A 23,253-nucleotide genomic window follows, 5' to 3' on the forward strand; every position below is an offset into this window, starting at 1 on the left:
GTGTGCGTTCGATAGCTTGCTTAGTAGGAAGAGGTGATGCTGAACTGCGCAGAATTCAATGACCCCGCGTGAGAAAAATCGCCATGGAGCTTCAGGCCAACGCTGCACTGATCATCATCGACCAGCAAAAAGGCATCCTGCAGCCGCGTTTGGGGCGAAGGAATAATCCTCAGGCGGAGGAGCGAATCCGCGATCTGCTGGGGCTTTGGCGGCGTAGCGGTCGGCCGGTGGTGCATGTGCAGCATTTGTCGCGCGAGCCGGATTCGGTATTTTGGCCGGAACAGGAGGGGGTGGAGTTTCAGCAGCGGTTTTTGCCGCAGGACGGTGAATGGCTGATTCAGAAACAGGTGCCCGATGCGTTTTGTGCTAGCGGGTTAGAGGCGCGGTTGCGTGAGGCGGGGATCGGGCAGTTGATCATTGTTGGCGTGGCGACGAACAACTCCGTGGAATCCACGGCGCGCACGGCGGGCAATCTGGGGTTCGATGCGTGGGTCGCGGAGGATGCCTGTTTCACCTTCGACAAGGCCGACTATTTCGGCACGCTGCGTACCGCTGAAGAGGTGCACGGGATGTCGCTGGGGAATTTGCACGGGGAGTATGCGACGGTGGTCAGTGCTGCGCAGATTCTAAAGGCTGGCTGAAAAAATTTCGTCGTATGTGCCGGCCCCTTCGCGAGCAGGCTCGCTGCCACAGTGGGCCGTATTCCAACTGAAGGAACTCGATTGACTGTGGGAGCGAGCCTGCTCGCGAAAGCGGTCTGTCAGGCGAAGAGGGTCTTCGCCCCGAGCATCAAGCGCCGTGGCACTTCTTGAATTTCTTGCCGTTGCCGCATGGGCAAGGGTCGTTGCGACCGACGTCTTTCAGGGCGTTGCGCACCGGTTCCTGGTGGGCGTGGCCGCAGTTCGGGCCGTGAACGTGGCCGTGGTCATGATCGTGATGGTCATGATCATGATCGTGGTTGCAGTCAGGGCCATGGACATGAGGTTGCTGAGTCATCGGTGTTGCTCCGGAATTAAATCGGCGGGGATTATCACGCCATTGCGCTCAAGGTGCACGTAGTGAGCGATGAATAAACCGGTTTCCATCTCACCCTGCAAACGATAGGGAATCTGCTGATTCGGATTTTTCAGCATTTTCACCACGTCTTTTACCTTCGGCCACAGGTTGGTGCGGATCGGCACCTTGAAGTAGGCACTGCGTTTCGGCCCGACCGTAAACCAGTGTTCATGCTCGCCTTCGGCCAGCAGCATATCGGCCAGATGAATGCGGTAGTCCAGGCCGCGCACGGTCAGGTCGCTGTCGTTGGGGTTGTCGATGCGAAAGTGCAGGATGAATTTCTGTTCGAGCAGTTTGGCGCGCACCACTTCGACTTTGACCAGATGCACGGCGGGATCGACGCTGTCATCGCTGAACCACGACGCGCAACCGCCGAGATTGAGCATCAGCATCAGAATGAAGCATTGGCAGGTGCGCCGACGACCGAGCATGGTTTAACTCCCTTTGGTGCCAGTCTAGACGCTAAAAGATCGCAGCCTGCGGCAGCTCCTACAGGGGAAACGCAAATCCTGTGTAGGAGCTGCCGCAGGCTGCGATCTTTTGATCTTCAACCTCAAGCGCCGAAATACCCCGCACAGCACTTCTTGAACTTCTGCCCGCTGGCGCAGGGGCAACTGTCATTGCGCCCCAGCTTCAACTGCACCGTCGGATCAATGAAGTACCAGCGCCCGGCGTTCTGCACGAACGAGGAGCGCTCGCGGTGGCTGTGCTCACCCTGATCATCGTGCCAGCGCGCGGTGAAAGTGACGAAGGCGTGTTCTGGCTGACCGCCGAGCACTTCCGAACTCTCGACCTCAAGGCCAAGCCAGGTGCTCTGCGCGCTCCAGTTACTGATCGACTGGCGATCCAGTCCCGCTTGCTGAGCAGGCAGGGTGGTCGCCACCAGATAATCGATCAAACCCAGCACATAGGCGCTGTAGCGCGAACGCATCAGCGCTTCGGCGCACGGCGCCGGGTGGCCGTCGTGATAGTGGCCGCAGCAGGCCTCCAGCAGATTGCCGCTGCCGCACGGGCAAATGGCTGTACTCATTGCATTACCACCAGTATTTCCCGAAGTTTTCCGGATTGGCCCAGAACCGTGAGTTGAGCCAGTCGGGGACTTGTTTGTAGTCAAGCAGATCATAGGTGAACAGTGTCAGCACTTGATCGTCGCGTTGAAAACGTTCACTGGCTTGCAGCGCCAGCGAATAGAAGTCGGTTTCCTGCCAGCCGCTGGCTGACAGGTCTGCCAGCACGGCGATGCGGCTGGCGTTGAGATTGCGAATCCCGCCCAACAGGTTCAGGCCATCGCGTTTGGGCAAATGTTCCAGACAATCGACCACCAGCGCCAGGTCGAAACGCTGCGCCGCCAGTTCAGCAGGCAATGGGCCCGGCGCGGCATGGGCCACGGTGGTGTCTGGATGCGCCTGTTTAAAAGCGCTCAAGGCCGGAAACTCACTGGCGCCGATCAGCAGCAGACGCGCCGGGGCGTAGCGATCCAGCAAAGCGGCCAGCGCCTGTTGCGGCGTGCGGGAAGAAATGGCGACGTTCATCAAAGCTCCTCAATCAGACCGCCAAGACTAGCCTGCCTGACGGTGCGGGCAAAGAGCCCTGTTCCGCCCGTTTGCGGCAAATGTGCCGAAGTCCTGTGAACAGGCTCGCAAACAGCGGTGGCCTATTGCTGGCGGAGATTAAAACTCCGGTCTTTACTCCCTGAATCGGTTTTAAGCCGATCCCTCAGGAGAAAACCAGATGAGCATAGTTCGGACAGCATTACCTTTGATTCTGCTAACCAGTGTGTTGACTGGTTGCGCAGGTTTACAGAAAACCGACTGGCCGACCTGTGCGGCGGTCGGTGGTGTTGTCGGTGCCGGTCTCGGCGCGACCGAAAGTTCGGCGTGGGCCGGCTACGGTGCGTTGCTGGTCGGCGGCACGGCAGCGGCCTATTGCTGGGTTCACGGTGATGGCGACGAAGACGGCGATGGTGTGCCGGACAGTCGCGACAAGTGCCCGGGCACGCCTAAAGGCGTACAGGTCGACGCTGACGGTTGCCCTCCACCAGCCCCTGCGCCGGTGGTTGAAGAAGCGGTAGTGGTCAAGGAAGAAACCATTGTCATCCGTGATGTGCACTTCCAGTTCGACAAAGCGACGCTGACCGGCCCTGACAAGCAAGTGCTCGACAAGGTCGCCACCCGCCTGAAACAGGAATCCTCGACGGCGCAACTGACCGTGACCGGTCATACCGACAGCGTGGGCAGCGATGCCTACAACAAAAAACTGTCGGATCGTCGTGCGCATTCGGTGGTGGACTACCTGATCCAGCAAGGTGTGCCACGCGCCAGCTTCGTTTCGGTGTCCGGTCTGGGTGAAAGCCAGCCAGTGGCCGACAACAAAACCGCTGACGGTCGCGCGCAAAACCGTCGTACCGAAATCAAAATCCAGCGTTAAGCCCCTCTCGCATCCGCGGCTTGTGCAGTCGCGGATGCGGGTCTTTACTCCTGTGTAACCGGTATGGGCCGGTGACACAGGAGCTTTCACAATGACTGTTTTCTCAAGGTCCGTCTTGCCGGTGCTACTGCTTGGCAGCTTGCTTACCGGTTGCGCCACCCACAGCGATGGCACTGCACCCCTCAATCAACGTACGTGGCCGATCTGCAGCCTTATCGGCGGGCTGGTCGGTGGCGGTCTCGGCGCCATTGAAAGTGGCGGCTGGGCCGGTGGCGGCGCAGCGCTGGGGATTCTTACCGGCGGACTGATCTGTTATGCCCAGGACGGCGATGAAGACGGCGACGGCGTGTTCGACCGCCGCGACCGTTGCCCGGACACCCCGGAAAATACCCCGGTCGATCACCGTGGTTGCCCGCTACCGCAATACCCGGTCACGGAAAAAGTGCCGGAGCCTGCGCCGCAAACTGAAGTCATCACCCTCAGCGATGCCGGCAACGTGCTGTTCGATTTCGACAAATCCGACCTGACCCCGGCGGCGAAAGCCCAGCTCGATACGCTGATGGACAAGCTGCGCAATGCCGACGTGGTCAGCATCAAGGTCATTGGCCACACCGACAGCAAAGGTTCGGATGCCTACAACCAGGCCTTGTCGGAACGGCGGGCGAGTAGTGTCGCGGCGTATCTGCTGAGTCAGGGGCTGGCGCCGAACAAGCTCACCAGCGAAGGGCGCGGAGAAAGTGAACCGGTGGCCGATAACGCAACCGATGAAGGGCGCGCGCAGAACCGTCGCGTGGAGTTGCATATCAATCGCTAGGACGCCTCTGTAGGGCGCAGGCTAGAGCTGCCGGACGATTATCAAAGTCGTTCCGGCAGCCATTTGGCGGCGCGGCGAAGTTTTTTCATTTGTGCCTCTGGCTTATCCCCCGCAGAAGCCGTTACTGTGCGCCCAAAGAATAATTCGCAACACGGGGGAGCGTATGAAAGTGTTCTGGGGGCTGGGGCGGTTGTTGACCCTGCTGTTCTGCTGCGTGGTGCTGGCCAATCAGTTGGTGCCGTTCGTACATCCGCTGCATCTGCTGGTCAATCTGGCCGGCGGCCTGCTGTTGCTGATTCATCTACTCGAAGTGCTGCTGTGCAATCGCAGCCTCAAAGGCCGTCCGCACCCTTGGCGTGACCGTGGCCGCATCCTGCTGTTCGGCGTATTCCACTTGCAATCCATCCCGGCCCCGGCCGCTCCGGAGGCTTCTTCCCATGCGTAAACTTTGCCTGCTCGCTGCATTTATCAGCCCATTGGCCTGTGCCCAGGTGGTCAGCGTTGAAACCAACTCGCTGATGCGTTTGCCCAACACCGCCAGCACGTTGCAGCTGGAAAAACTCGAAGTGGCCGATTACGGCACGTTGCTGATTCCTGCCAACGTGACCGAACTGACCGTGGGCGAGTTACGTCTTGGCCATGAAGCCCGTATCGCGATCGTTCCGAGCGAGAACGCTTTGGAGATGAAGGTAGCTCGTGCAGAGCTGAGCGATGGCAGCCGGATTACTGCACGGGGTGCACCGGGGACTTATGAGAAAGCCGCCCGTGCCGGGCGCAATCTGAATCTGCAATTCAAAGCTTTGAACGCGCCGCAACTGTTGGTCGATGCCCGTGGCGGCACCGGTGCGCCGGGGTTTGTCGGCCTCGATGGCGGTAATGGCGAAGACCCGGGCTGCACCTACGGTTCGGCCGGGCACGGTTTTGATGGCAGTAACGGCAGCGACGGCCAACCGGGTGCACCGGGAGCGCTGGTGCGCCTTGAAGTGCCGCGCGAGTTTCCAGCCGAGCTGATCAAGGTCAATGTCGCGGGCGGTGCTGGCGGTCCGGCAGGCGTTGGCGGCAAAGCAGGGAAGGGTGGCAAGTCCAAGGGCTGCCTGGTGTATCGCGCCGATGGCGGCAAGAACGGCAAGGCCGGGGCGGATGGACAGCCTGGGCCAGTGGGGGCGGCGGGGGCTGTGACTGTGCAACGCCTTTAAAGGCAGACCCTCATCGGAACGCCGCCCGCCCAGCCCTCTCCCGGAGGAGAGGGGGCCGACCGAGGTGACTCAGGCTATCCATCGACCTGAAAAACCGTGTCGATTATGGATTCAAAGCTAATCCTTCAGGTCGGCGTAACTCTTCAATATCCCCCATTCAGTCCCCTCTCCCTCCGGGAGAGGGCTAGGGTGAGGGGCTTTTGATTTTCAGATCATCGGTCTTGCCGCCGCAATCGCCACCAACACCAACCCGACAATCAGATTGAGCCCCACCACTCGGCGAATCCGCCCCAGCACTGCCGCACCCGCCGGCCAGTCTTTCGCGTCCACCGCCGTACGCAACTCCGGCAGCATCAGCCCCTGAATGCGGATAAACAGCGCCGTCATCACCACATACAAGCCCATCATCACCTGCACATATTTCGGCGCGGTCTCAAAGCCGACCTGCTGCAAATGCAACATGCCCACACCGCTGATCGGCAACAGGATCACCGCAACCCAGACCCAACGAAAAAAACCCTGAAACACTTCCACCCACAAGGTCAGGCGGGCTGGGCCGTCGAGGGCCTTCACAGCCGCCGGGCGCAGGACCATCCAGGCGAAAAACATGCCGCCGACCCAGACCAGGGCGGACAAGACATGCAGCGGGTAGACGAGGCTAAAAAGTGTCATTGGGTTACTCCGTTCTGCGCAGGATCGATTCGCGGGGTATGATAGCCGCCGATCCAAACCACTGAAAATTTATCCAGCGTTTTTTGCGCCCGACACTCAATGATCAGCACTGAACTCAAAACCACGATCCAGGGCGCCTACTCGCGTTTTCTAGAGGCCAAGAGCCTCAAGCCGCGTTACGGTCAGCGCCTGATGATCGCTGAAATCGCCAAAGTCCTCGGGGATATCGACACCGACGACGAAGGCCGGCGCAGTGGCGACCCCGCGATTGTTGCGGTGGAAGCCGGCACCGGTACTGGCAAGACAGTCGCTTACAGCCTGGCCGCGATCCCCACCGCGAAACTGGCCGGCAAGCGCCTGGTGATCGCCACCGCGACCGTCGCCCTGCAAGAGCAGATCGTCTACAAGGACTTGCCCGACCTGATGCGCAACAGCGGGCTGAATTTCAGCTTTGCGCTGGCCAAGGGCCGTGGCCGCTACATGTGCCTGTCCAAGCTCGACATGCTGTTGCAGGAAGGCCACGCGCAAACCGCCACTGCCCAGCTGTTCGAAGAAGAAGGCTTCAAGATCGAGGTCGATGAGGCCAGTCAGAAGCTGTTCACCAGCATGATCGAGAAACTCGCCGGCAATAAGTGGGACGGCGACCGTGACAGCTGGCCGAATGCGCTGGAAGACGCCGATTGGGCGCGCCTGACCACCGATCACAGCCAGTGCACCAACCGGCATTGCCCGAACTTCGGCCAGTGCGCCTTCTACAAGGCCCGCGAAGGCATGGGCAAGGTCGACGTCATCGTCACCAACCACGACATGGTCCTGGCTGACCTGGCGCTGGGCGGTGGCGCGGTACTGCCGGATCCGCGCGACACCATTTACGTGTTCGACGAAGGTCACCACCTGCCGGACAAGGCGATCGGTCACTTCGCCCACTACACACGCCTGCGTTCCACCGCCGACTGGCTGGAAACCACCGCGAAGAACCTGACCAAATTGCTGGCCCAGCACCCGCTGCCGGGCGACCTCGGCAAATTGATCGAGCAAGTGCCGGAGCTGGCGCGGGAGATCAAGGCCCAGCAGCAGTTCATGTTCAGCGCCTGCGAGCAGGTCGCCGATTTCAAACCGGGCGAAGACGTCGAGGGCCGTGAGCGTCCACGCCATCGTTTCGTCGCCGGGGTGATTCCCGAGCACATGCGCGAAATGGGCATCGAGCTGAAGAAAGGCTTTGCCCGTCTCAACGATCTGTTCACGCGCCTCACCGACCTGCTCAAGGAAGGCATGGACGGCGAGGTCAACATCGGCATCGCCAGCAATCAGGCCGAAGAGTGGTACCCGCTGTTCGGCAGCCTGTTGTCCCGTGCTTCGGGCAACTGGGAGTTGTGGACAGCCTTTACCGCCGAAGATCCGGAAGACAGCCCGCCGATGGCGCGCTGGCTGACGTTGGCCGAAAGCGGTTCGCTATTCGACATCGAGGTCAACGCCAGCCCGATTCTGGCGGCGGAAACCTTGCGTCGTAGCTTGTGGAACGTGGCCTACGGCTGTCTGGTGACTTCGGCAACGCTGACCGCTCTGGGTACCTTCGACCGCTTCCGCATGCGCGCCGGCCTGCCGAAAAAAGCCGTTACCGCCGTGGTGCCGAGCCCGTTCCATCACGCCGACGCCGGTGTGTTGCGCGTGCCGGATCTGAAGGCCGACCCGCGCGATGCGGCGGCCCACACGGCAGCGATCATTCGTGAGTTACCCGATCTGGTCGAAGGTTCGCGCGGCACCCTGGTGCTGTTTTCCTCGCGCAAACAGATGCAGGACGTGTTCGACGGCCTCGACCGCGACTGGCGCAAGCAAGTGTTCATTCAAGGCAACCTGTCGAAACAGGAAACCCTGAACAAGCACAAGGCGCGGGTCGATGGCGGTGATTCCAGCGTGCTGTTCGGTCTCGCCAGTTTTGCCGAAGGTGTCGACTTGCCGGGTGCCTACTGCGAGCACGTGGTGATCGCCAAGATCCCGTTCTCGGTGCCGGATGATCCGGTCGAAGCGGCGCTGTCGGAATGGATCGAAGCCCGTGGCGGCAATCCGTTCATGGAAATCTCCGTGCCCGATGCTTCGCTGAAGCTGGTTCAGGCTTGCGGGCGTCTGCTGCGTACCGAAGAAGACCGCGGCACCATCACCTTGCTTGATCGGCGCCTGGTCACTCAGCGCTATGGCAAGGCGATCCTCAATGCGTTGCCTCCTTTCCGTCGTGAAATATCCTGAGACAACGGTGGGCAGTTTTGCCCGCCGTGTTGTCTATCTCTCTGCTATCGCTTTTCCATTGGCCATTGTTGGTCGTTAGGGAGAACTCCGTTCTTATGATCCGCCGTTCGTTGCCTGCCGTATTCGCCTTGATCTTCGCCACGCCGCTGTTCGCGGCGCCTGCGGGTCAGCAGACCTTGTTCAACTTTGTCCGTCCTGCCGACGTGGTGAAAATCGCCACCGAAAACGCGGATCTGCCGCAGGCCAACGCCGAACAGACACCGGAAGGTGAAGTGCTGCGCCGGGTGACGTTCAATCCGGTGGCCCGCCCGACCTTGCGCCTGACGCCGCAGGCTGGCGCCTGGGACTGGTCGCAGTCAGGCATGATGACCTTGCGTTTGCAGAGCGCAATGGACTGGGCGGTGACGGTCTACGTGCAGATTCAGAGCAACGACGGTCGGACACTGGTCAGTCGCGTCGACTTGCCAGCAGGTCCTGCGCAAACCCTGTTGGTACCGCTAGTGGCATCGACGCCGCTGAGTCAGGGCATGAAAGCCGGGCCGCCGATGCCGATGACAGTCGATGGTCAGCGGATCCTGCTGGCCGCCAGCAGCGGCGAAATCGATCGCAGCCAAGTGGTCTCGGTGAGCCTGTCGATGGATCAGCCGAAAGTCGCCCAGAGCTTGCTGTTGGAGCGTTTCGGCGTGCAGGACGGCGATTCGGTTACCCAAGCGGTGTACGGCAATCTGGTCGACGCCTACGGGCAATCGACCCGCAGCAAGTGGCCGGAAAAGGTCAGCAACGATGAACAACTGAAATCCGCCGCCGCCAAGGAACAGCAACAGCTGAAAACCTGGCTGGCCGAGCGTGAGAAGTCCTCGCTGGACAAATTCGGTGGCTGGAACAAAGGCCCGGCGTTCAAGGCGAGCGGTTTCTTCCGCACCGAAAAACGTGATGGCCGCTGGTATCTGGTCACGCCTGAAGGGCATCCGTTTTACTCGCTGGGCGTGAACACCGTCAGCCCGCAGGTCAACCAGACCTACGTGGCCGGTCGTGAGTACATGTTCGAATCCTTGCCTAAACCTGAAGACCCGTTGGCCAAGCACTTTGGCGAGGGTGACAACCGTGGCGGCAATGGTGTTGATCAGGGTCGCGGTTATGGCAGCGGGCGCTGGTACGACTTCTACGGCGCCAACCTGCAGCGCGTGTACGGTGAGCCGTGCAAAGCCGACAGTGAAAGCAAGTCCGGGGTAGCGGAAGCGGCGAAGTCTGCAGCCGCTGAAACGGCCGCCGTCCAAGCCGCCGAGCCTGCCCCAGTGCCTGCCGAGCCGAAGTCCGGCGTCGCTGAAGCGGCCAAAACCGAAACCGTACAAGCGACAACAGAAAAAGCTGCCGAACCGTGCAAGGCCACCATCGATGAGCAACAGTGGGCCAGCCACACGCTTGATCGTCTGCAAGCCTGGGGCTTCAACACGGTTGGCAACTGGAGTGCCGATTCGCTAAGTGATGCAGATCGTGTGCCGTACACCTTGCCGTTGTCGATCGTTGGCGACTACACCAGCATCAGCACCGGCAGCGACTGGTGGGGCGGCATGCCAGATCCGTTCGATCCGCGTTTCGCCATGGCCACCGAGCGCGCCGTCGCCATCGCTGCCCGCGATCATCGCGATGATCCGTGGTTGATCGGCTATTACGCCGACAACGAACTGGCCTGGGCCGGTCCCGGTGACGATCCGAAATCCCGCTACGCGCTGGCCTATGGCACGCTGAAAATGACCACCGACGTGCCGGCCAAACGCGCGTTCCTCAAGCAACTGCGCGACAAATACCGCAATCAGGCCGGGCTGTCGAAGGCATGGGGCATCGATCTGCCGGCGTGGGAATTGATGGAAGACCCGGGTTTTGTGCCTCCGCTGCCGAGCCCGGAACATCCGGAAATCGAAGCGGACTTCAAATATTTCCAGAAAGTCTTCGCTGACACCTACTTCAAAACCATTTCCGACTCGCTGAAATGGCACGCGCCGAACCAGTTGCTGCTCGGCGGCCGTTTCGCCATCAGTACGCCGGAAGCCGTGGCGTCCTGCGCGCAGTATTGCGATGTGCTGAGTTTCAATATGTACACGCTCAAACCGCAGGATGGTTATGACTTTGCTGCGTTGGGCGCTTTGGACAAACCGGTATTGATCACCGAATTCAACTTTGGCTCAGCGGATCGTGGCCCGTTCTGGGGCGGCGTCACGCCAGTGGCCAAGGAAGACGATCGCGGCCCGGCGTACGCCAACTTCCTCAAGCAGGCCTTGAGCGAACCGTCGATTGTCGGCGTGCACTGGTTCCAGTATCTCGATCAACCGGTGACCGGGCGTTTGCTCGATGGTGAGAACGGTCATTTCGGTCTGGTCGGGGTGACGGATCTGCCGTATCAGGGCTTTGTCGAATCGGTGCGCAAGAGCAACTTGCAGGCCATTGATCAGCTTGGCAAAGAGGCTGAGAAAGCGGCCGCAGCGGCGGGGCATGAGGCTGAGGGCGGGCGCAAAGGCGAGGCCGGCAAAGGGCCGGGGGCAGGGCATGCCGGTGGGCATTCGGGGAATGGTCATTAACGCGTGACGCTTTAAAAAGATCGCAGCCTGCGGCAGCTCCTACTGAGAAACGCAATCCATGTAGGAGCTGCCGCAGGCTGCGATCTTTTGACTTGGCTTTTAACCGTCTGGCCCGCAGCTGTTCCCAAATCCCTCTGGGGCTGGAACAATGCGGGCCACTTTGTAGAGCGTTTTTGCGGGGAGTTGCGGGTGCAGATTCAGGGACATTACGAGCTTCAATTCGAAGCGGTGCGCGAAGCTTTTGCCGCCCTGTTCGACGATCCCCAGGAACGCGGCGCAGCCCTGTGCATCAAGGTCGGCGGAGAAACCGTCCTCGATCTTTGGTCCGGCACTGCCGACAAAGATGGTGCTGAGGCTTGGCACAGCGACACCATCGCCAACCTGTTCTCTTGCACCAAAACCTTTACCGCTGTCACCGCCCTGCAACTGGTCGCCGAAGGCAAGCTGCAACTGGATGTTCCGGTCGCCCGCTACTGGCCGGAATTCGCCGCCGCCGGCAAAGAGTCCGTGACCCTGCGCCAATTGCTTTGTCATCAGGCCGGTTTGCCGGCGCTGCGCGAGCTGCTGGCGCCGGCAGCCCTCTACGACTGGCAAACCATGGTCGATGCCCTTGCGGCCGAAGCACCATGGTGGACACCGGGTACTGGTCATGGTTATGCCGCGATCACTTATGGCTGGCTGATCGGCGAGTTGCTGCGCCGCGCTGACGGTCGTGGGCCGGGCGAATCGATCGTTGCTCGTGTTGCTAAACCTTTGGGTCTGGATTTTCACGTCGGTCTGGCTGACGAAGAGTTCCACCGTGTGGCGCACATTGCCCGCGGCAAAGGCAACGCTGGCGATGCCGCCGCGCAACGTCTGCTGCAGGTGACCATGCGCGAGCCCACCGCGATGACCACCCGCGCTTTTACCAACCCACCTTCAGTGCTCACCAGCACCAACAAGCCGGAGTGGCGGCGCATGCAGCAACCGGCGGCCAATGGCCACGGCAATGCGCGCAGTCTGGCCGGTTTCTACGCGGGCCTGCTTGATGGCAGCCTCCTCGAAAGCGACATGCTCGAAGAGCTGACCCGCGAACACAGCCTCGGCGAAGACAAGACACTGTTGACCCAGACCCGTTTCGGTCTGGGCTGCATGCTTGATCAACCGGATGTGCCCAACGCCACTTATGGTCTCGGCCCTCGTGCATTCGGTCATCCGGGCGCGGGCGGTTCCATCGGTTTCGCTGATCCTGAGCATGATGTTGCCTTCGGTTTTGTGACAAATACCCTTGGGCCGTACGTCTTGATGGATCCGCGCGCGCAGAAGCTCGCGCGGGTGCTTGCCACTTGTCTGTAAAGTTGCATCCGAGGTCCCAGGGTCGGAACCTCAAGCGGTTTTTCGTTTCAAAACGGCTGTTTATCCGGGCGAAAGAGCTCTGATTTTTCATTACTTCATTTTGTGGATTTTCAATGTCATCTAAAAAGACCCTCGCCCTGGCCCTGTGTGTAGCGATCACCGGTTGTGCACAGACCCCGAAAAACGATGCGGACGGCGGCAGTTGGTGGCCGTTCGGTTCTTCCGACAAGGTTGCGGCCAAGGAGCCAGCACCGGCTCCAGCCCCTCTGAAACCTGCGGCCACCGCACCCGTGGCCAAGACTGAAAGCAGCAACCCGTGGTACTGGCCGTTCGGTTCTGATGATGAAGCGGTCAAAGCCGACATGAAGGCTGAAGTCGCCCCGGAAGCGAAAAAACCGGCAACCGTGGCCAAAGCTGAAGCCGACGCGGGTGGCAAATGGTGGTGGCCGTTTGGCGGCAAGGATCAGCCAACCACCAAAGCCGTGCCGATGCCCGATCCGAAAGTCACTCAAGCCTGGCTCGACGACTACGAGCCGCGCCTGCGCGAAGCGGTCAAGGACAGCAATCTGCAACTCGAACGCCGTGACAACGTGCTGGTCGTGACTGCACCGGTCGAAGGCTCGTTCAACCCGGATCGTCCAGCCATGTTGCTGCCGGTCACCCTCGGCCCGTTCACCCGCGTGGCGAAAATCCTTGAAGCCGACCCGAAAACGGCCGTGCTGGTCCTTGGCCACAGCGATTCCAGTGGTGCTGCGCCTGCCAACATCAAGCTGAGCCAGGAACGTGCCCAATCGATTGCGGCGATCTTCCGTCTCAGCGGCCTGCAGCGTGATCGCCTGATGCTGCGCGGCATGGGTTCCGAAGCGCCGCGTGCCGCCAACGACAGCGTTGAGGGGCGTGCCCTGAACCGTCGCGTTGAACTGCTGGTGACCCCGCAGAACACCATGGTTGCCCTGTTGAGCAAGTACAACATGCCGGCACCGAAGCCAGTGACCATGGTCGCCGCGCAAGACGTCAAGCCAGCGGCCAAACCGGTGACCCCGGCCCCAGCCGCGAAAAAAGCAGCTGTGCCAGCGACCAAAAAAGCTCCGGTGAAAAAAGCTGCTGCCAAGGCGCCGGCTAAAAAGGCCCCGGCCAAGGCCCCAGCGAAAAAGACTGCGCCAGCCAAAGCCGCCGCGACCGACAAGAAAGTCGCCGCGACCGATGCCACCAAGAAGTGATCCGCTAACGAAAAGGAATGCGCCATGACCCAGGCTCTGGCAGATATGCGTCGTGATTACACCCGGGATGGTCTGACCGAGGCGCAAGCCCCGGCCGAGCCTTTTGCGCTGTTCCACCAGTGGTTCGCCGACGCGGTGAAAACCGAACAGGTGCCGGTGGAAGCCAACGCCATGACCCTGGCCACGGTCGACCAGGATGGGCGACCGCACTGTCGCATTCTGCTGCTCAAGGGCCTGGACGAGCAGGGCTTCACCTTCTTCACCAACTACGACAGCGCCAAGGGCCAGCACCTGGCGGCCAACCCGTTCGCCGCCATGACCTTCTTCTGGCCGACCCTGGAACGTCAGGTGCGCATCGAAGGGCGGGTGGTCAAGGTCACGCCCGCGGAGTCCGATGCGTATTATCAGGTGCGTCCGCTGGGTAGCCGTCTCGGTGCCTGGGCATCACCGCAGAGCCGGGTGATCAACGGGCGCGGTGAACTGGAAGATTTGCTCAGGGCCACCGAGCAGCGTTTCTCCGATACTCAGCCCGACTGCCCGCAACACTGGGGCGGTTACCGCTTGCTGCCTGAGCGCATCGAATTCTGGCAGGGCCGTCCGAGCCGTCTGCACGATCGCCTCAACTACCGTGTGCAGGGCGCCGACTGGATTCTTGAACGTCTGGCACCCTGAGCAGTCTACCGAGCGGGATAGTCTGCCGCGGCGGCCTCCAGCCACTTCGGCAGATCCCGGCGCTTGATCTTTTGCGCCTGAGCGCGAGCCAGTTGTTCGAGCATGAAGGCACGCTTGCCCTCGTCCTCGCCGGCCAATGACAGCGCCAGGTCGCGATCCATCCAGCGTTTGATCCGCACGTACAACCACCCATGGAAGTACAAACCGGCGGCAGTGGTGACGACGATGATGAAGTAATCCATGAAAATCCTTGGTGTCGGTGGCGCAGATTTGCCAATTTGGCGCTACTGTAGGGGCTACGTCAGGGAGAGCGTGCAGGTGTCTGTACAGCGCCTGAATGAAAGCCAATTTATCCGGGCAGTGTCGTGACAGGCGTCAAGCCACGGAGTTTAATGACTATATGTTTCTTTGGAGTTGATGCTATGCGTAAGTCTGTTCTGCTGGTTGCTTCCTTTTCCACGATGGCGATGTTGCTTACCGGTTGCCAATCGAGCCTGACCGGTGACTCCTACTCCCGTGACGAAGCGCGTCGCGTGCAGACGATTCGCATGGGCACCATCGAATCCCTGCGCCCGGTGAAAATCGAAGGCACCAAAACCCCGATCGGCGGCCTCGCTGGTGCAGCGGTCGGCGGCGTCGGCGGCAGCGCCATCGGCGGCGGCAAGGGCAGCATCGTTGCTGCAGTCATCGGTGCAGTGGCGGGCGGTTTGATCGGTTCGGCAACCGAAGAAGGTCTGACCCGTACCCAGGGTGTGGAAATCACCGTACGTGAAGACGACGGCAGCATGCGTGCCTATGTGCAGCAGGTTCAGGAGAATGAAGTGTTCCGCGTAGGCGAGCGCGTGCGCATCTCCACCGTTGGCGGGACCAGCCGCGTTTCGCACTAAGCGGAATTCAGGGTAAAGAAAACCCCGATCAGGTGACTGGTCGGGGTTTTTTAATGCGTTTCAACGTCCATTGCACGTCAGTTGGAAGGTGACCTTCGGATCGAAGACATTCCTTCCCAGCAGTTTCTCCAGCGCGGCAAGCTGATCATTTGAAAGATCGTAACCCTCCCAGCCTTCCTGCTTACAAGACCAATTCATGATGGCAGCCAAGTTCTCGTCACATCCGCTAGGCAGGTCTTCTTCAAAAACGAGAAACTCTGTTTTCCTATCGAATGCTTCAATCCTATAAATCATAAGAGACCGTCACCAGACATCGCTGTAGTCAAAAGAGATCTGATAATCGTAAGTTTTGAAGACGATGCCATGTTGAAAATACGGCTGAATGATTGGAACCCATTCTTCGAAAACATTGAAACCGCCATTGTTTATGTTGTTTTCCACCGGTATTCCCAAGGCATTCAAAACGCCCTCATCATCCCCTAAATCCTTGGAATACTCTTCGCCTTCGCACAGATCAGTTTGCTTGTCGTACCACTCTAGCCTCAGTTTTAATCCCATCATCAACCTCACAAATATTTTTTTCTGATGCTTCTTTCATCTTTCGCATCTTCGCGTCGCTCCCCCGTAAAAGGGTCAAACGCGCCTAGGTGAGTTCCGTCACTTGCTCGGTAAACCTCCAACTCTCCGTGCATCGAGTCCCACTCGTAGATTTTTCTACCTTTCGCATCTTTCCACCGTTCCCGAAGTCCTCCGCCTCCTTGTATAGGATTCTTTTTCTGCACCTTTATCAGTCCGGGAAATGCAGTGATTTCCTCTGCTTTTGGAGGCCTATGATAACTATGCCCCGCGGACGGTAAGCCTTTACGTGATGATGTACTGACTACGATGTATACCGGCCTAACACCCGAATTAGCCGGAAACACCAAAATGAAATCCCGATACTCTGGCGGATAAACCGGATTCACCAGAATTCCATCCGCCGCTTTCGTCGGCGGATAAACCCAGATGTGCGGTGCCTGCGGTGCAGCCTCCAGCGCGGGAATACCGAGGATGTCTGAGCCATCCACGGCGGGCGTCCAGATCAGCTCGACGCCTTCGCCCAGATCCGCAATGAACTGGCTGTCTCGCACGGTGAACTGCACGACATCAACCATTTCCCAATCGCGATTCTTGCCGGTGTAGAAGCCGTAGCCCTTCAGGCTGCCGTCGGCCTGCTGTTCGACCCTCAACCGAACACGCGTTCGCGCCTGTTCAAGTCCACGCAGTTGTTCGTCGGTATAGAGCGCGCTGTCACCAAGGCTCGATGGCATGAACAGCGCAACCAAACCAACTAAAGGCGCAACAGCCGCACTAGATACAGCTGCGGGCAGTGTTTCAAACACCGATCCCGCCAAAACCAGACTGCCAAATCCGGCGGGAATAGCAGTTGCGCCGATTTTCTTGAGAGGAACTGCGCCGCTTTCATCGGCTTCACGCGCGCCCAGCAGGATCAGGTCGCCGTAATCCTTCAGGCTGTCGGTCGGCACCATCCCCGAAGGACTGGAGTAATCGATAATCGCATCCGGCAATTTGCAGGACTTGGCGAATACGCAGCCGGCACGGACGGGCTCTGTCTTTTTGACCGCCACCTCACGGCTGCGCTCGAAAGCCTCCTGCCGCGCCAGCATGGCGTCGTAAGCGTTTTGTCTGGCGTCGCGCTCGGCCAGTTCAGTGGCCGTCATGTAGCGGTAGGTGACGTGATGCCCGTCGCCTTGCGGTGGGTTGGAAACCCGAGGAATGTCCTTGTTGCCAGCCACTGATCGTCCTTTTGCTCATCCATCGACAGCCCTTCGCAAAGGGCTGCGCAACGTTAACGAAGCAGGAAAATGGTGGCTGTAGGACTCGTCTCTAAAGACGTGGGGATTGTTCGACGGATGCTGATCTGTAGATAGGCTGTTGTTCGAGACTCAGAGGACTGAGCCCGCAGGAAAAATTTGTTCAGCGCACTACAGTAATTTGTCGAGCACGAACTCTTTGAACCAAGGTGGCTGAGTATCTGATTTGATCTCAATCAGCTCGCCATCGGTGATCTCCGCAACCTGCGTGAGGCCTTCGCTACCTTCATCCGAGTTGTCGAAAATGTAGGCTCTGTTGGAGGTCAGGATGGCATCAGACAGAAGCTCCAAAGATCTCCAGTACCGCGCCTCTATCTTTTCAGGAGGAACGCTGTGCCCACCTTGTTTAACACGATACGCAACCCTGGCAATGTTGATCTGAGGGTCGGCGGTAGCGACGTAGTAAACATAAACCCGGTAACCGGAAGCATGAGCTTCGGCGAGCAGTTTGACCTTGTCAGAGGACGACATGACAGTTTCAAACGTAAAGCTGATTCGCTCTTTGATCAAAGATCTTCGTATGAAGTCGGAAAGGGCTGATGCGACGTACGAGTCGATTACAGTATTTGCGAAGCTAAGCCGTTCACCGTCGATTGTCAGGGAATCCAGCTTTGCCAATGAGTGAGGGGATTTCTTGAGTAGAGCGTGCTCACGAAAGAATTCAAAGATGTCTTCTTTGTGAGCTTCGATGCGATAGGAGGTGAAGTCAAAATACCCTGTATCTTTGATTGAGCGTTCTATGTCATCAGGATTTATGTAATTTCCCAGCAAATGCGCTGGAACCAGTCGATTGAACGTGCTTTTTCCTGACCCGTTCGGGCCTGCGAATATCCGTATTCTCGGTGTGCTCAAGAATTAACCTGTTTCGAGGATTTGTTGATGTGCAGGCGGGTGCCGCTTTTCAGGTTTCCATAGGTACCGATTGTGCGCAAAACAACAGAACTCTTCTCTGTCACTTCAAATAGCTGACCATCTTTAGCAACGAGCACTGCAGCACCATTGGCGAGCGCCATTCTGTAGGCGTTGCTGAATGCCTTCAGAGCGATGTCCGGAATCCGAGACTCCTGTATGGAAATCTGATCGTCCGTCATTGGGCGTTTTTCTGCTTTACGTGACATGGATGACTCCAGAATCGGTGCTGAGAAGGTGCGGCTGTCGACCAAAGATATAGCACACTTGCGAGGTTCAGAGCCAAGCCCCTCTGGATAGAAGGGCCTCGACTTTTGTAGAAAAATGCGTCTCAAGCGTTTTTCAGAGTATTCCGGCGACTCGCCGCCGCCGTCACCGCATAACCAATCAGCGCCGCCAGAATCGAGCCGGTCAAAATGCCCATCCGGTCCATGCCAGCGTAGTCACTCACACCCGGCTCAAACGCCAGCGAACCGACAAACAGGCTCATGGTGAAGCCGATACCGCAAAGGATAGCTACGCCCATGACCTGGCCCCAGTTGGCGCCTTGGGGCAGGGTGGCGATGCCGATCTTCACGGCCAGCCATGTCAGGCCGAAAACACCGACCGTCTTGCCCAACAGCAGGCCCACCGCAATGCCCATCGGCACATGATGGGTGAAGCTTTCCACGGTGACGCCGCTCAGCGATAGGCCAGCGTTGGCAAAGGCGAACAGCGGCAGAATGCCGTAGGCCACCCATGGGTGCAGCGCATGTTCGAGGGTCAGCAACGGCGACGGCTCCGCGTTTTTCGTGCGCAATGGAATGCAGAAGGCCAGGGTCACGCCGGCCAATGTGGCATGGACGCCGCTCTTGAGTACGCAAACCCAGAGGATCAAGCCGATGATCATGTACGGCCCGAGCTTGACCACCCCGAGCCGGTTCATCGCCACCAGCGCTGCAATGCACGCTGCCGCCAGCCCCAGCGACAGAGTCGACAGTTCGCCGGAGTAGAAGATCGCAATGATCACGATGGCGCCGAGGTCATCGATGATTGCCAGGGTCATCAGAAACAGCTTCAGCGATACCGGCACGCGCTTGCCGAGCAAGGCCAGCACGCCGAGGGCGAAGGCGATGTCGGTCGCGGTCGGGATCGCCCAGCCGTCGAGGGCTGCCGGATTGTCACGGTTGAGGAACCAGTAGATCAGCGCCGGCACCAGCATGCCGCCGATAGCGGCTGCACCGGGCAGGACGATCTGTGAAGGCTTCGACAGTTGGCCGTCGAGGACTTCGCGTTTCACTTCCAGGCCGATGAGCAGGAAGAACATCGCCATCAGACCGTCGTTGATCCACAGCAGCAGAGGTTTAGCGATTTTCAACGCACCGATCTGCGCCACCACCGGGGTGTCGAGCAGGCCGGTGTACAGCCACGACAGTGGCGAGTTGTTGATAATCAGGGCGAGGACAGCAGCGGCGATCAATAACAGACCGCTGGCAGCTTCCAACTGAAAGAAACGCGTGAAAGTGCTACGCAGAGGCAAGGTCGCTCTCCATCGAATAGTCAAAAAGGTGGGACACCCTAACCCGTACTGTTAGTTGTTAAAACAAAAGTTATATTCTTTTTTGTTATATGGCGTTACAAGGCGTCTGGCTCAAGCCACGCTGAGCCTAGCAGTTGCCTGACATATTGAGACTCAGCTGTATCTGTGCGCGCTATAGGATTTTTCCTAAGCTGATGAGCGAGCCATTCGAATAGATTCCTCTCCTGCCCGATTCAACGAGAACCATCACCATGAGCGACAACCGACAGTGGGCCCGCGAAGCCATCCGCATCATCGAGGCGGATTTTCAGCGCAGCGCCGACACCCACCTGATCCCTTTGCCGCTGCCAGGTTTTGCGGGTATCGCGTTGTATTTCAAGGATGAGTCCAGTCATCCAACCGGCAGCCTTAAACATCGCCTGGCTCGTTCGCTGTTTCTCTATGCATTGTGTAACGGCTGGCTCAAGCCCGGCGCCCCGGTGATCGAGGCGTCCAGCGGTTCTACAGCCATTTCCGAGGCGTACTTTGCACGGATGCTCGGTTTGCCGTTTATAGCGGTGATGCCGGCGACTACCTCGAAAGAGAAGATCGCCCAGATCGCGTTCTACGGTGGTCAGAGCCATCTGGTGAAAGATCCGACGCAGATCTACGCCGAATCCGAGCGTTTGGCCCGCGAGCATGGCGGCCACTTCATCGACCAGTTCACCTACGCTGAACGCGCCACCGACTGGCGCGCGAACAACAACATTGCCGAATCGATCTTCCAGCAGATGCGTTACGAGAAGCACCCGGAACCGAGCTGGCTGATTTCCAGCCCTGGCACCGGCGGCACCACCGCAACTCTGGGTCGTTACGTGCGCTATCGCCAGCATTGCACCCGCGTGCTGTGCGCGGATGCCGAGCGTTCGGTGTTCTTCGATTACTACCAGACCGGCGACGCCGGCTTGCGCCTGGAGTGCGGTTCGCGCATTGAAGGCATTGGCCGGCCACGCGTTGAGGCGTCGTTCCTGCCCAAGGTGATCGATGCAATGGTCAAAGTGCCCGACGCCTTGTCGCTGGCGGCCATGCATTATCTGGCGCAGCGGCTGGGGCGGCATGTCGGTGGGTCGAGCGGGACCAACCTGATCGGCGCCTTGATGGCGGCGCAGCAGATGAAAGCGGCGGGGGAGTCGGGGTCGATCGTGGCGATTTTGTGCGATGGTGGCGAGCGGTATGCCGACACCTATTACGATCAGGATTGGTTGAAGGCGCAGGGGTATGAATTGAATGGGTTGATCGAAGCGGTGGCGGCGAGTGCCGAGCACGGTGAGGCGCTGCCGACTTCAGTGCTACGCGCCAACATCTGAAGAAATACACATAACAATGTGGGAGCTGGCTTGCCAGCGATAGCAGAGGGTCAGTCAACATCTATGTTGAATCTGATTCCTTCATCGCTGGCAAGCCAGCTCCCACAGGGTTTTGTGTCGGTTCAGATGATTAGTCAGTCAGGCCGAGGATGTCGCGTGCCACGGCTTCGGCAATGCGAATCCCGTCAACACCTGCCGACAGAATCCCACCCGCATAACCCGCGCCTTCACCGGCCGGGAACAAGCCCTTCACGTTCATGCTCTGCAGCGTTTCGTTACGAGTGATGCGCAGCGGTGACGAAGTACGCGTCTCGATCCCGGTCAACACCGCATCATGCAGCGAATACCCGCGAATCTGCTTCTCGAACGCCGGCAAGGCTTCGCGGATTGCCTCGATGGCAAAGTCCGGCAAGGCCAAGGCCAGATCACCCAGCGCCACGCCCGGTTTGTACGACGGCTCGACTTCACCCAGCTCGGTCGATGGAATGTCGTTGATAAAGTCGCCAACCAGTTGCGCCGGCGCCTTGTAATCGCTGCCACCGAGAATGAACGCGTGGGATTCCAGGCGTTCCTGCAACTCGATCCCTGCCAGCGGGCCACCCGGATAATCGACTTCCGGGGTGATGCCGACGACGATGCCGGAGTTGGCATTGCGCTCGTTACGCGAGTACTGGCTCATGCCGTTGGTGACCACGCGATTGGGCTCGGAGGTCGCCGCGACCACGGTGCCGCCCGGGCACATGCAGAAGCTATAGACCGAGCGGCCGTTCTTGGCGTGGTGCACCAGTTTGTAGTCGGCGGCCCCCAGTTTCGGGTGGCCGGCGTACTTGCCCAGGCGCGCACGGTCGATCAGCGATTGCGGGTGTTCGATGCGGAAACCCACCGAAAACGGCTTGGCTTCCATGAACACGCCACGGCTGTGGAGCATGCGGAAGGTGTCGCGGGCGCTGTGGCCGAGGGCCAGAACCACGTGTTTCGAATGCAGGGTTTCGCCGCTGGCCAGTTGTACGCCGACCAATTGGCCGTCCTCGATCAGCACGTCGGTGACGCGTTCCTGGAAGCGCACTTCGCCGCCCAGTTCGCGGATCTGCTCGCGCATGTTTTCAACCATGCCGGTCAGACGGAATGTACCGATGTGCGGCTTGCTGACGTAGAGGATTTCTTCCGGCGCGCCGGCCTTGACGAACTCGTGCAGGACTTTACGGCCGAGGAACTTCGGATCCTTGATCTGGCTGTATAGCTTGCCGTCGGAGAACGTGCCCGCGCCGCCTTCGCCGAACTGCACGTTGGACTCGGGGTTGAGCACGCTTTTACGCCACAGGCCCCAGGTGTCCTTGGTGCGCTGGCGGACTTCGGTGCCGCGCTCTAGGACGATCGGTTTGAAGCCCATTTGCGCCAGCAGCAGGCCGGCGAAGATCCCGCACGGGCCGAAACCGACGACGATCGGGCGCTGGCTCAGGTCGCTCGGCGCTTCGCCGACGAATTTGTAGCTGACATCCGGCGCCATGTTGACGTTACGGTCGTCGGCGAACTTGCCCAACACCTTGGCCTCGTCGCGCACTTCGAGGTCGACGGTGTAGATGAAGCACAGTTCGGAGGACTTTTTGCGCGCATCGTAGCTGCGCTTGAACAAGGTGAAATCGAGCAGATCATCGCTGGCGATGCCCAGACGTTGCACGATGGCAACGCGCAGGTCTTCTTCGGGATGGTCGATTGGCAGCTTGAGTTCAGTGATTCGTAACATGGCGAGGATCCGGGTTCGCGGGGCGCACAACTGCGCCAGGGCGTTTGAAGGCCGCGATTATAAGCCGCAAAGGCCGGATCCGGTGAGGCTAAAACGCTCAGTCGTTGCGCGATCCGCCGAAATACCCGCAACCGCGTTGCACCTGACCGTCGATGCGCAACTCGGCGCTCATGTGTTGCACGCTGCCGGTGCTGCTGTCGACGCAGCGCTGCGGCGCGACCCACAACTCGATGCGCTGGTTATTGGCTTCGCTGCTCAGATTGAAGCGACCGTCGCCCAATTGATCTTCAATATACGGCACGGCAAGTGGCGGCTGACCTGCGCGGTCGATGACCATGCCTTTGCCGCTGACTTTGACATTCCATTCCGGGCCGTGACCGGCGGCGCGCAGGATCAGCAGTTTGAAATTCGGATCATCACAGGCAGTGCCGGAACGCTCGACGCGATACAGTTGCGTCAGGTCGAGTCGATCACCGGTGACTTTGCCGCGGACGTCGGCAAACAGTTTGCCTTGCTCGTCGGCGAGGGTTGCAGCCTCTTGCAGAATGCTGGTGCCACCAATGTCATTGACGACGAGTTGGCGCTGATCCTGGCATGGCTGGAACACCAGTTTGCCGTCAGCGGCGGTCAGTTGACCCTGCATCCGTGTCTGCCCGACGTGCGAGGCACTTTCTCGCTGGCCATCGAGCAACTGGCAAGCGGCAAACAACGGCAGCAGGGCAACAAGGACTAACGAACGGGCAACACGCATCTTCGGCTCTC

The 23,253-nt window shown here is 59.4% G+C and carries 26 protein-coding genes; 12 read left to right on the forward strand and 14 right to left on the reverse strand.

Annotated features, from left to right (window positions below):
• Positions 1-83 precede the first annotated feature (83 nt).
• Positions 84-641, forward strand: coding sequence for a cysteine hydrolase family protein (locus ACZZ0A_RS02810; RefSeq protein WP_463542486.1), 558 nt, complete (start codon positions 84-86; stop codon positions 639-641).
• Positions 642-789: 148 nt separating this feature from the next.
• Here ACZZ0A_RS02810 and ACZZ0A_RS02815 read toward each other — a convergent pair whose 3' ends face one another.
• From ACZZ0A_RS02815 to ACZZ0A_RS02830, 4 genes are all read right to left on the reverse strand, one after another.
• A complete protein-coding gene (locus ACZZ0A_RS02815; RefSeq protein ID WP_007918601.1) occupies positions 790-996 on the reverse strand; it encodes an SEC-C metal-binding domain-containing protein in 207 nt (68 codons plus the stop codon).
• Positions 993-1,487 carry an LEA/WHy family protein gene (locus ACZZ0A_RS02820; RefSeq protein ID WP_095113857.1) on the reverse strand — a complete coding sequence of 165 codons (495 nt, stop codon included), beginning with the start codon at positions 1,485-1,487 and terminating at the stop codon, positions 993-995. Before ACZZ0A_RS02820 ends, ACZZ0A_RS02815 begins: the two co-directional genes overlap by 4 nt.
• Before the next feature lie 122 nt (positions 1,488-1,609).
• Complete coding sequence (locus ACZZ0A_RS02825; protein ID WP_007918599.1) at positions 1,610-2,086, reverse strand: YchJ family protein; 477 nt, start codon at positions 2,084-2,086, stop codon at positions 1,610-1,612.
• A 4-nt stretch (positions 2,087-2,090) separates the two neighbouring features.
• Positions 2,091-2,588 carry a DUF6231 family protein gene (locus ACZZ0A_RS02830; protein ID WP_095113856.1) on the reverse strand — a complete coding sequence of 166 codons (498 nt, stop codon included), beginning with the start codon at positions 2,586-2,588 and terminating at the stop codon, positions 2,091-2,093.
• A 199-nt stretch (positions 2,589-2,787) separates the two neighbouring features.
• On the opposite strand from ACZZ0A_RS02830, the gene ACZZ0A_RS02835 reads away from it, so the two are divergent.
• From ACZZ0A_RS02835 to ACZZ0A_RS02850, 4 genes are all read left to right on the forward strand, one after another.
• The gene (locus ACZZ0A_RS02835; protein ID WP_007918596.1) at positions 2,788-3,483 is read left to right on the forward strand and encodes a PA1041 family peptidoglycan-binding anchor lipoprotein; all 696 of its coding nucleotides are present in this window, start codon (positions 2,788-2,790) and stop codon (positions 3,481-3,483) included.
• Between the two features lie 91 nt (positions 3,484-3,574).
• A complete protein-coding gene (locus ACZZ0A_RS02840) occupies positions 3,575-4,297 on the forward strand; it encodes a PA1041 family peptidoglycan-binding anchor lipoprotein (RefSeq protein ID WP_007918595.1) in 723 nt (240 codons plus the stop codon).
• Positions 4,298-4,460: 163 nt separating this feature from the next.
• Entirely contained in the window at positions 4,461-4,742 is a 282-nt protein-coding gene (locus ACZZ0A_RS02845) for a DUF1145 domain-containing protein (protein WP_038358130.1), read from the forward strand.
• On the forward strand, positions 4,735-5,493 hold the full coding sequence (locus tag ACZZ0A_RS02850; protein WP_007918591.1) for a hypothetical protein: 759 nt from the start codon (positions 4,735-4,737) through the stop codon (positions 5,491-5,493). Before ACZZ0A_RS02845 ends, ACZZ0A_RS02850 begins: the two co-directional genes overlap by 8 nt.
• Before the next feature lie 207 nt (positions 5,494-5,700).
• Here the strand turns inward: ACZZ0A_RS02850 and ACZZ0A_RS02855 are convergent, their stop codons facing one another.
• Positions 5,701-6,165, reverse strand: a complete 465-nt coding sequence (locus ACZZ0A_RS02855) for a CopD family protein (RefSeq protein WP_007918589.1) — start codon at positions 6,163-6,165, stop codon at positions 5,701-5,703.
• A 99-nt stretch (positions 6,166-6,264) separates the two neighbouring features.
• On the opposite strand from ACZZ0A_RS02855, the gene dinG reads away from it, so the two are divergent.
• The 5 genes from dinG to pdxH all read left to right on the forward strand — a co-directional run bounded on the left by dinG (position 6,265) and on the right by pdxH (position 14,212).
• Positions 6,265-8,409 (forward strand): ATP-dependent DNA helicase DinG, encoded by a 2,145-nt coding sequence (gene dinG / locus ACZZ0A_RS02860; RefSeq protein ID WP_007918588.1) that lies wholly within the window; start codon positions 6,265-6,267, stop codon positions 8,407-8,409.
• Positions 8,410-8,504: 95 nt separating this feature from the next.
• Positions 8,505-10,985: a beta-agarase gene (locus ACZZ0A_RS02865; protein ID WP_463542487.1), complete on the forward strand. Its 2,481-nt coding sequence runs from the start codon at positions 8,505-8,507 to the stop codon at positions 10,983-10,985.
• Positions 10,986-11,174: 189 nt separating this feature from the next.
• A complete protein-coding gene (locus ACZZ0A_RS02870; RefSeq protein WP_463542488.1) occupies positions 11,175-12,320 on the forward strand; it encodes a serine hydrolase domain-containing protein in 1,146 nt (381 codons plus the stop codon).
• Between the two features lie 113 nt (positions 12,321-12,433).
• Positions 12,434-13,540: an OmpA family protein gene (locus tag ACZZ0A_RS02875; protein WP_095113852.1), complete on the forward strand. Its 1,107-nt coding sequence runs from the start codon at positions 12,434-12,436 to the stop codon at positions 13,538-13,540.
• 24 nt (positions 13,541-13,564) lie between these two features.
• Complete coding sequence (pdxH, locus tag ACZZ0A_RS02880; protein ID WP_123374637.1) at positions 13,565-14,212, forward strand: pyridoxamine 5'-phosphate oxidase; 648 nt, start codon at positions 13,565-13,567, stop codon at positions 14,210-14,212.
• Positions 14,213-14,217: 5 nt separating this feature from the next.
• Here pdxH and ACZZ0A_RS02885 read toward each other — a convergent pair whose 3' ends face one another.
• Positions 14,218-14,454 carry a hypothetical protein gene (locus ACZZ0A_RS02885; protein WP_123374638.1) on the reverse strand — a complete coding sequence of 79 codons (237 nt, stop codon included), beginning with the start codon at positions 14,452-14,454 and terminating at the stop codon, positions 14,218-14,220.
• Between the two features lie 180 nt (positions 14,455-14,634).
• Here ACZZ0A_RS02885 and ACZZ0A_RS02890 point away from each other — a divergent pair, with 180 nt between their 5' ends.
• A complete protein-coding gene (locus ACZZ0A_RS02890; protein WP_007918566.1) occupies positions 14,635-15,099 on the forward strand; it encodes an outer membrane lipoprotein in 465 nt (154 codons plus the stop codon).
• Between the two features lie 60 nt (positions 15,100-15,159).
• On the opposite strand, the gene ACZZ0A_RS02895 is transcribed toward ACZZ0A_RS02890, so the two are convergent.
• From ACZZ0A_RS02895 to nhaA, 6 genes are all read right to left on the reverse strand, one after another.
• Positions 15,160-15,393 (reverse strand): DUF7683 domain-containing protein, encoded by a 234-nt coding sequence (locus tag ACZZ0A_RS02895; protein ID WP_007918565.1) that lies wholly within the window; start codon positions 15,391-15,393, stop codon positions 15,160-15,162.
• Positions 15,394-15,402: 9 nt separating this feature from the next.
• Complete coding sequence (locus ACZZ0A_RS02900; protein WP_007918564.1) at positions 15,403-15,657, reverse strand: colicin E3-like toxin immunity protein; 255 nt, start codon at positions 15,655-15,657, stop codon at positions 15,403-15,405.
• 8 nt (positions 15,658-15,665) lie between these two features.
• On the reverse strand, positions 15,666-16,895 hold the full coding sequence (locus ACZZ0A_RS02905) for an S-type pyocin domain-containing protein (protein WP_095113850.1): 1,230 nt from the start codon (positions 16,893-16,895) through the stop codon (positions 15,666-15,668).
• A gap of 189 nt (positions 16,896-17,084) precedes the next feature.
• Positions 17,085-17,825 (reverse strand): zeta toxin family protein, encoded by a 741-nt coding sequence (locus ACZZ0A_RS02910; protein WP_007918555.1) that lies wholly within the window; start codon positions 17,823-17,825, stop codon positions 17,085-17,087.
• Entirely contained in the window at positions 17,822-18,091 is a 270-nt protein-coding gene (locus ACZZ0A_RS02915) for a hypothetical protein (RefSeq protein WP_007918554.1), read from the reverse strand. Before ACZZ0A_RS02915 ends, ACZZ0A_RS02910 begins: the two co-directional genes overlap by 4 nt.
• Before the next feature lie 122 nt (positions 18,092-18,213).
• Positions 18,214-19,401, reverse strand: coding sequence for a Na+/H+ antiporter NhaA (gene nhaA / locus ACZZ0A_RS02920; protein ID WP_414916515.1), 1,188 nt, complete (start codon positions 19,399-19,401; stop codon positions 18,214-18,216).
• 251 nt (positions 19,402-19,652) lie between these two features.
• Here nhaA and ACZZ0A_RS02925 point away from each other — a divergent pair, with 251 nt between their 5' ends.
• A complete protein-coding gene (locus tag ACZZ0A_RS02925; protein WP_463542489.1) occupies positions 19,653-20,747 on the forward strand; it encodes a PLP-dependent cysteine synthase family protein in 1,095 nt (364 codons plus the stop codon).
• 130 nt (positions 20,748-20,877) lie between these two features.
• Here ACZZ0A_RS02925 and ACZZ0A_RS02930 read toward each other — a convergent pair whose 3' ends face one another.
• Together ACZZ0A_RS02930 and ACZZ0A_RS02935 are read right to left on the reverse strand one after the other, a co-directional pair.
• Positions 20,878-22,491, reverse strand: a complete 1,614-nt coding sequence (locus ACZZ0A_RS02930; RefSeq protein WP_414894625.1) for an NAD(P)/FAD-dependent oxidoreductase — start codon at positions 22,489-22,491, stop codon at positions 20,878-20,880.
• 97 nt (positions 22,492-22,588) lie between these two features.
• The gene (locus ACZZ0A_RS02935) at positions 22,589-23,242 is read right to left on the reverse strand and encodes a COG3650 family protein (RefSeq protein ID WP_463542490.1); all 654 of its coding nucleotides are present in this window, start codon (positions 23,240-23,242) and stop codon (positions 22,589-22,591) included.
• Between the last annotated feature and the right edge of the window lie 11 nt (positions 23,243-23,253).

The organism is Pseudomonas sp. AC242 (assembly GCF_979258655.1).

Excerpts from the sequence above, each read along its gene's own strand:
- ACZZ0A_RS02810 (WP_463542486.1), top strand. The coding sequence starts at position 84 with ATGGAGCTTCAGGCCAACGCTGCACTGATCATCATCGACCAGCAAAAA.
- ACZZ0A_RS02815 (WP_007918601.1), bottom strand. The coding sequence starts at position 996 with ATGACTCAGCAACCTCATGTCCATGGCCCTGACTGCAACCACGATCAT.
- ACZZ0A_RS02820 (WP_095113857.1), bottom strand. The coding sequence starts at position 1,487 with ATGCTCGGTCGTCGGCGCACCTGCCAATGCTTCATTCTGATGCTGATG.
- ACZZ0A_RS02825 (WP_007918599.1), bottom strand. The coding sequence starts at position 2,086 with ATGAGTACAGCCATTTGCCCGTGCGGCAGCGGCAATCTGCTGGAGGCC.
- ACZZ0A_RS02830 (WP_095113856.1), bottom strand. The coding sequence starts at position 2,588 with ATGAACGTCGCCATTTCTTCCCGCACGCCGCAACAGGCGCTGGCCGCT.
- ACZZ0A_RS02835 (WP_007918596.1), top strand. The coding sequence starts at position 2,788 with ATGAGCATAGTTCGGACAGCATTACCTTTGATTCTGCTAACCAGTGTG.
- ACZZ0A_RS02840 (WP_007918595.1), top strand. The coding sequence starts at position 3,575 with ATGACTGTTTTCTCAAGGTCCGTCTTGCCGGTGCTACTGCTTGGCAGC.
- ACZZ0A_RS02845 (WP_038358130.1), top strand. The coding sequence starts at position 4,461 with ATGAAAGTGTTCTGGGGGCTGGGGCGGTTGTTGACCCTGCTGTTCTGC.
- ACZZ0A_RS02850 (WP_007918591.1), top strand. The coding sequence starts at position 4,735 with ATGCGTAAACTTTGCCTGCTCGCTGCATTTATCAGCCCATTGGCCTGT.
- ACZZ0A_RS02855 (WP_007918589.1), bottom strand. The coding sequence starts at position 6,165 with ATGACACTTTTTAGCCTCGTCTACCCGCTGCATGTCTTGTCCGCCCTG.
- dinG (WP_007918588.1), top strand. The coding sequence starts at position 6,265 with ATGATCAGCACTGAACTCAAAACCACGATCCAGGGCGCCTACTCGCGT.
- ACZZ0A_RS02865 (WP_463542487.1), top strand. The coding sequence starts at position 8,505 with ATGATCCGCCGTTCGTTGCCTGCCGTATTCGCCTTGATCTTCGCCACG.
- ACZZ0A_RS02875 (WP_095113852.1), top strand. The coding sequence starts at position 12,434 with ATGTCATCTAAAAAGACCCTCGCCCTGGCCCTGTGTGTAGCGATCACC.
- pdxH (WP_123374637.1), top strand. The coding sequence starts at position 13,565 with ATGACCCAGGCTCTGGCAGATATGCGTCGTGATTACACCCGGGATGGT.
- ACZZ0A_RS02885 (WP_123374638.1), bottom strand. The coding sequence starts at position 14,454 with ATGGATTACTTCATCATCGTCGTCACCACTGCCGCCGGTTTGTACTTC.
- ACZZ0A_RS02890 (WP_007918566.1), top strand. The coding sequence starts at position 14,635 with ATGCGTAAGTCTGTTCTGCTGGTTGCTTCCTTTTCCACGATGGCGATG.
- ACZZ0A_RS02895 (WP_007918565.1), bottom strand. The coding sequence starts at position 15,393 with ATGATTTATAGGATTGAAGCATTCGATAGGAAAACAGAGTTTCTCGTT.
- ACZZ0A_RS02900 (WP_007918564.1), bottom strand. The coding sequence starts at position 15,657 with ATGGGATTAAAACTGAGGCTAGAGTGGTACGACAAGCAAACTGATCTG.
- ACZZ0A_RS02915 (WP_007918554.1), bottom strand. The coding sequence starts at position 18,091 with ATGTCACGTAAAGCAGAAAAACGCCCAATGACGGACGATCAGATTTCC.
- ACZZ0A_RS02925 (WP_463542489.1), top strand. The coding sequence starts at position 19,653 with ATGAGCGACAACCGACAGTGGGCCCGCGAAGCCATCCGCATCATCGAG.
- ACZZ0A_RS02930 (WP_414894625.1), bottom strand. The coding sequence starts at position 22,491 with ATGTTACGAATCACTGAACTCAAGCTGCCAATCGACCATCCCGAAGAA.
- ACZZ0A_RS02935 (WP_463542490.1), bottom strand. The coding sequence starts at position 23,242 with ATGCGTGTTGCCCGTTCGTTAGTCCTTGTTGCCCTGCTGCCGTTGTTT.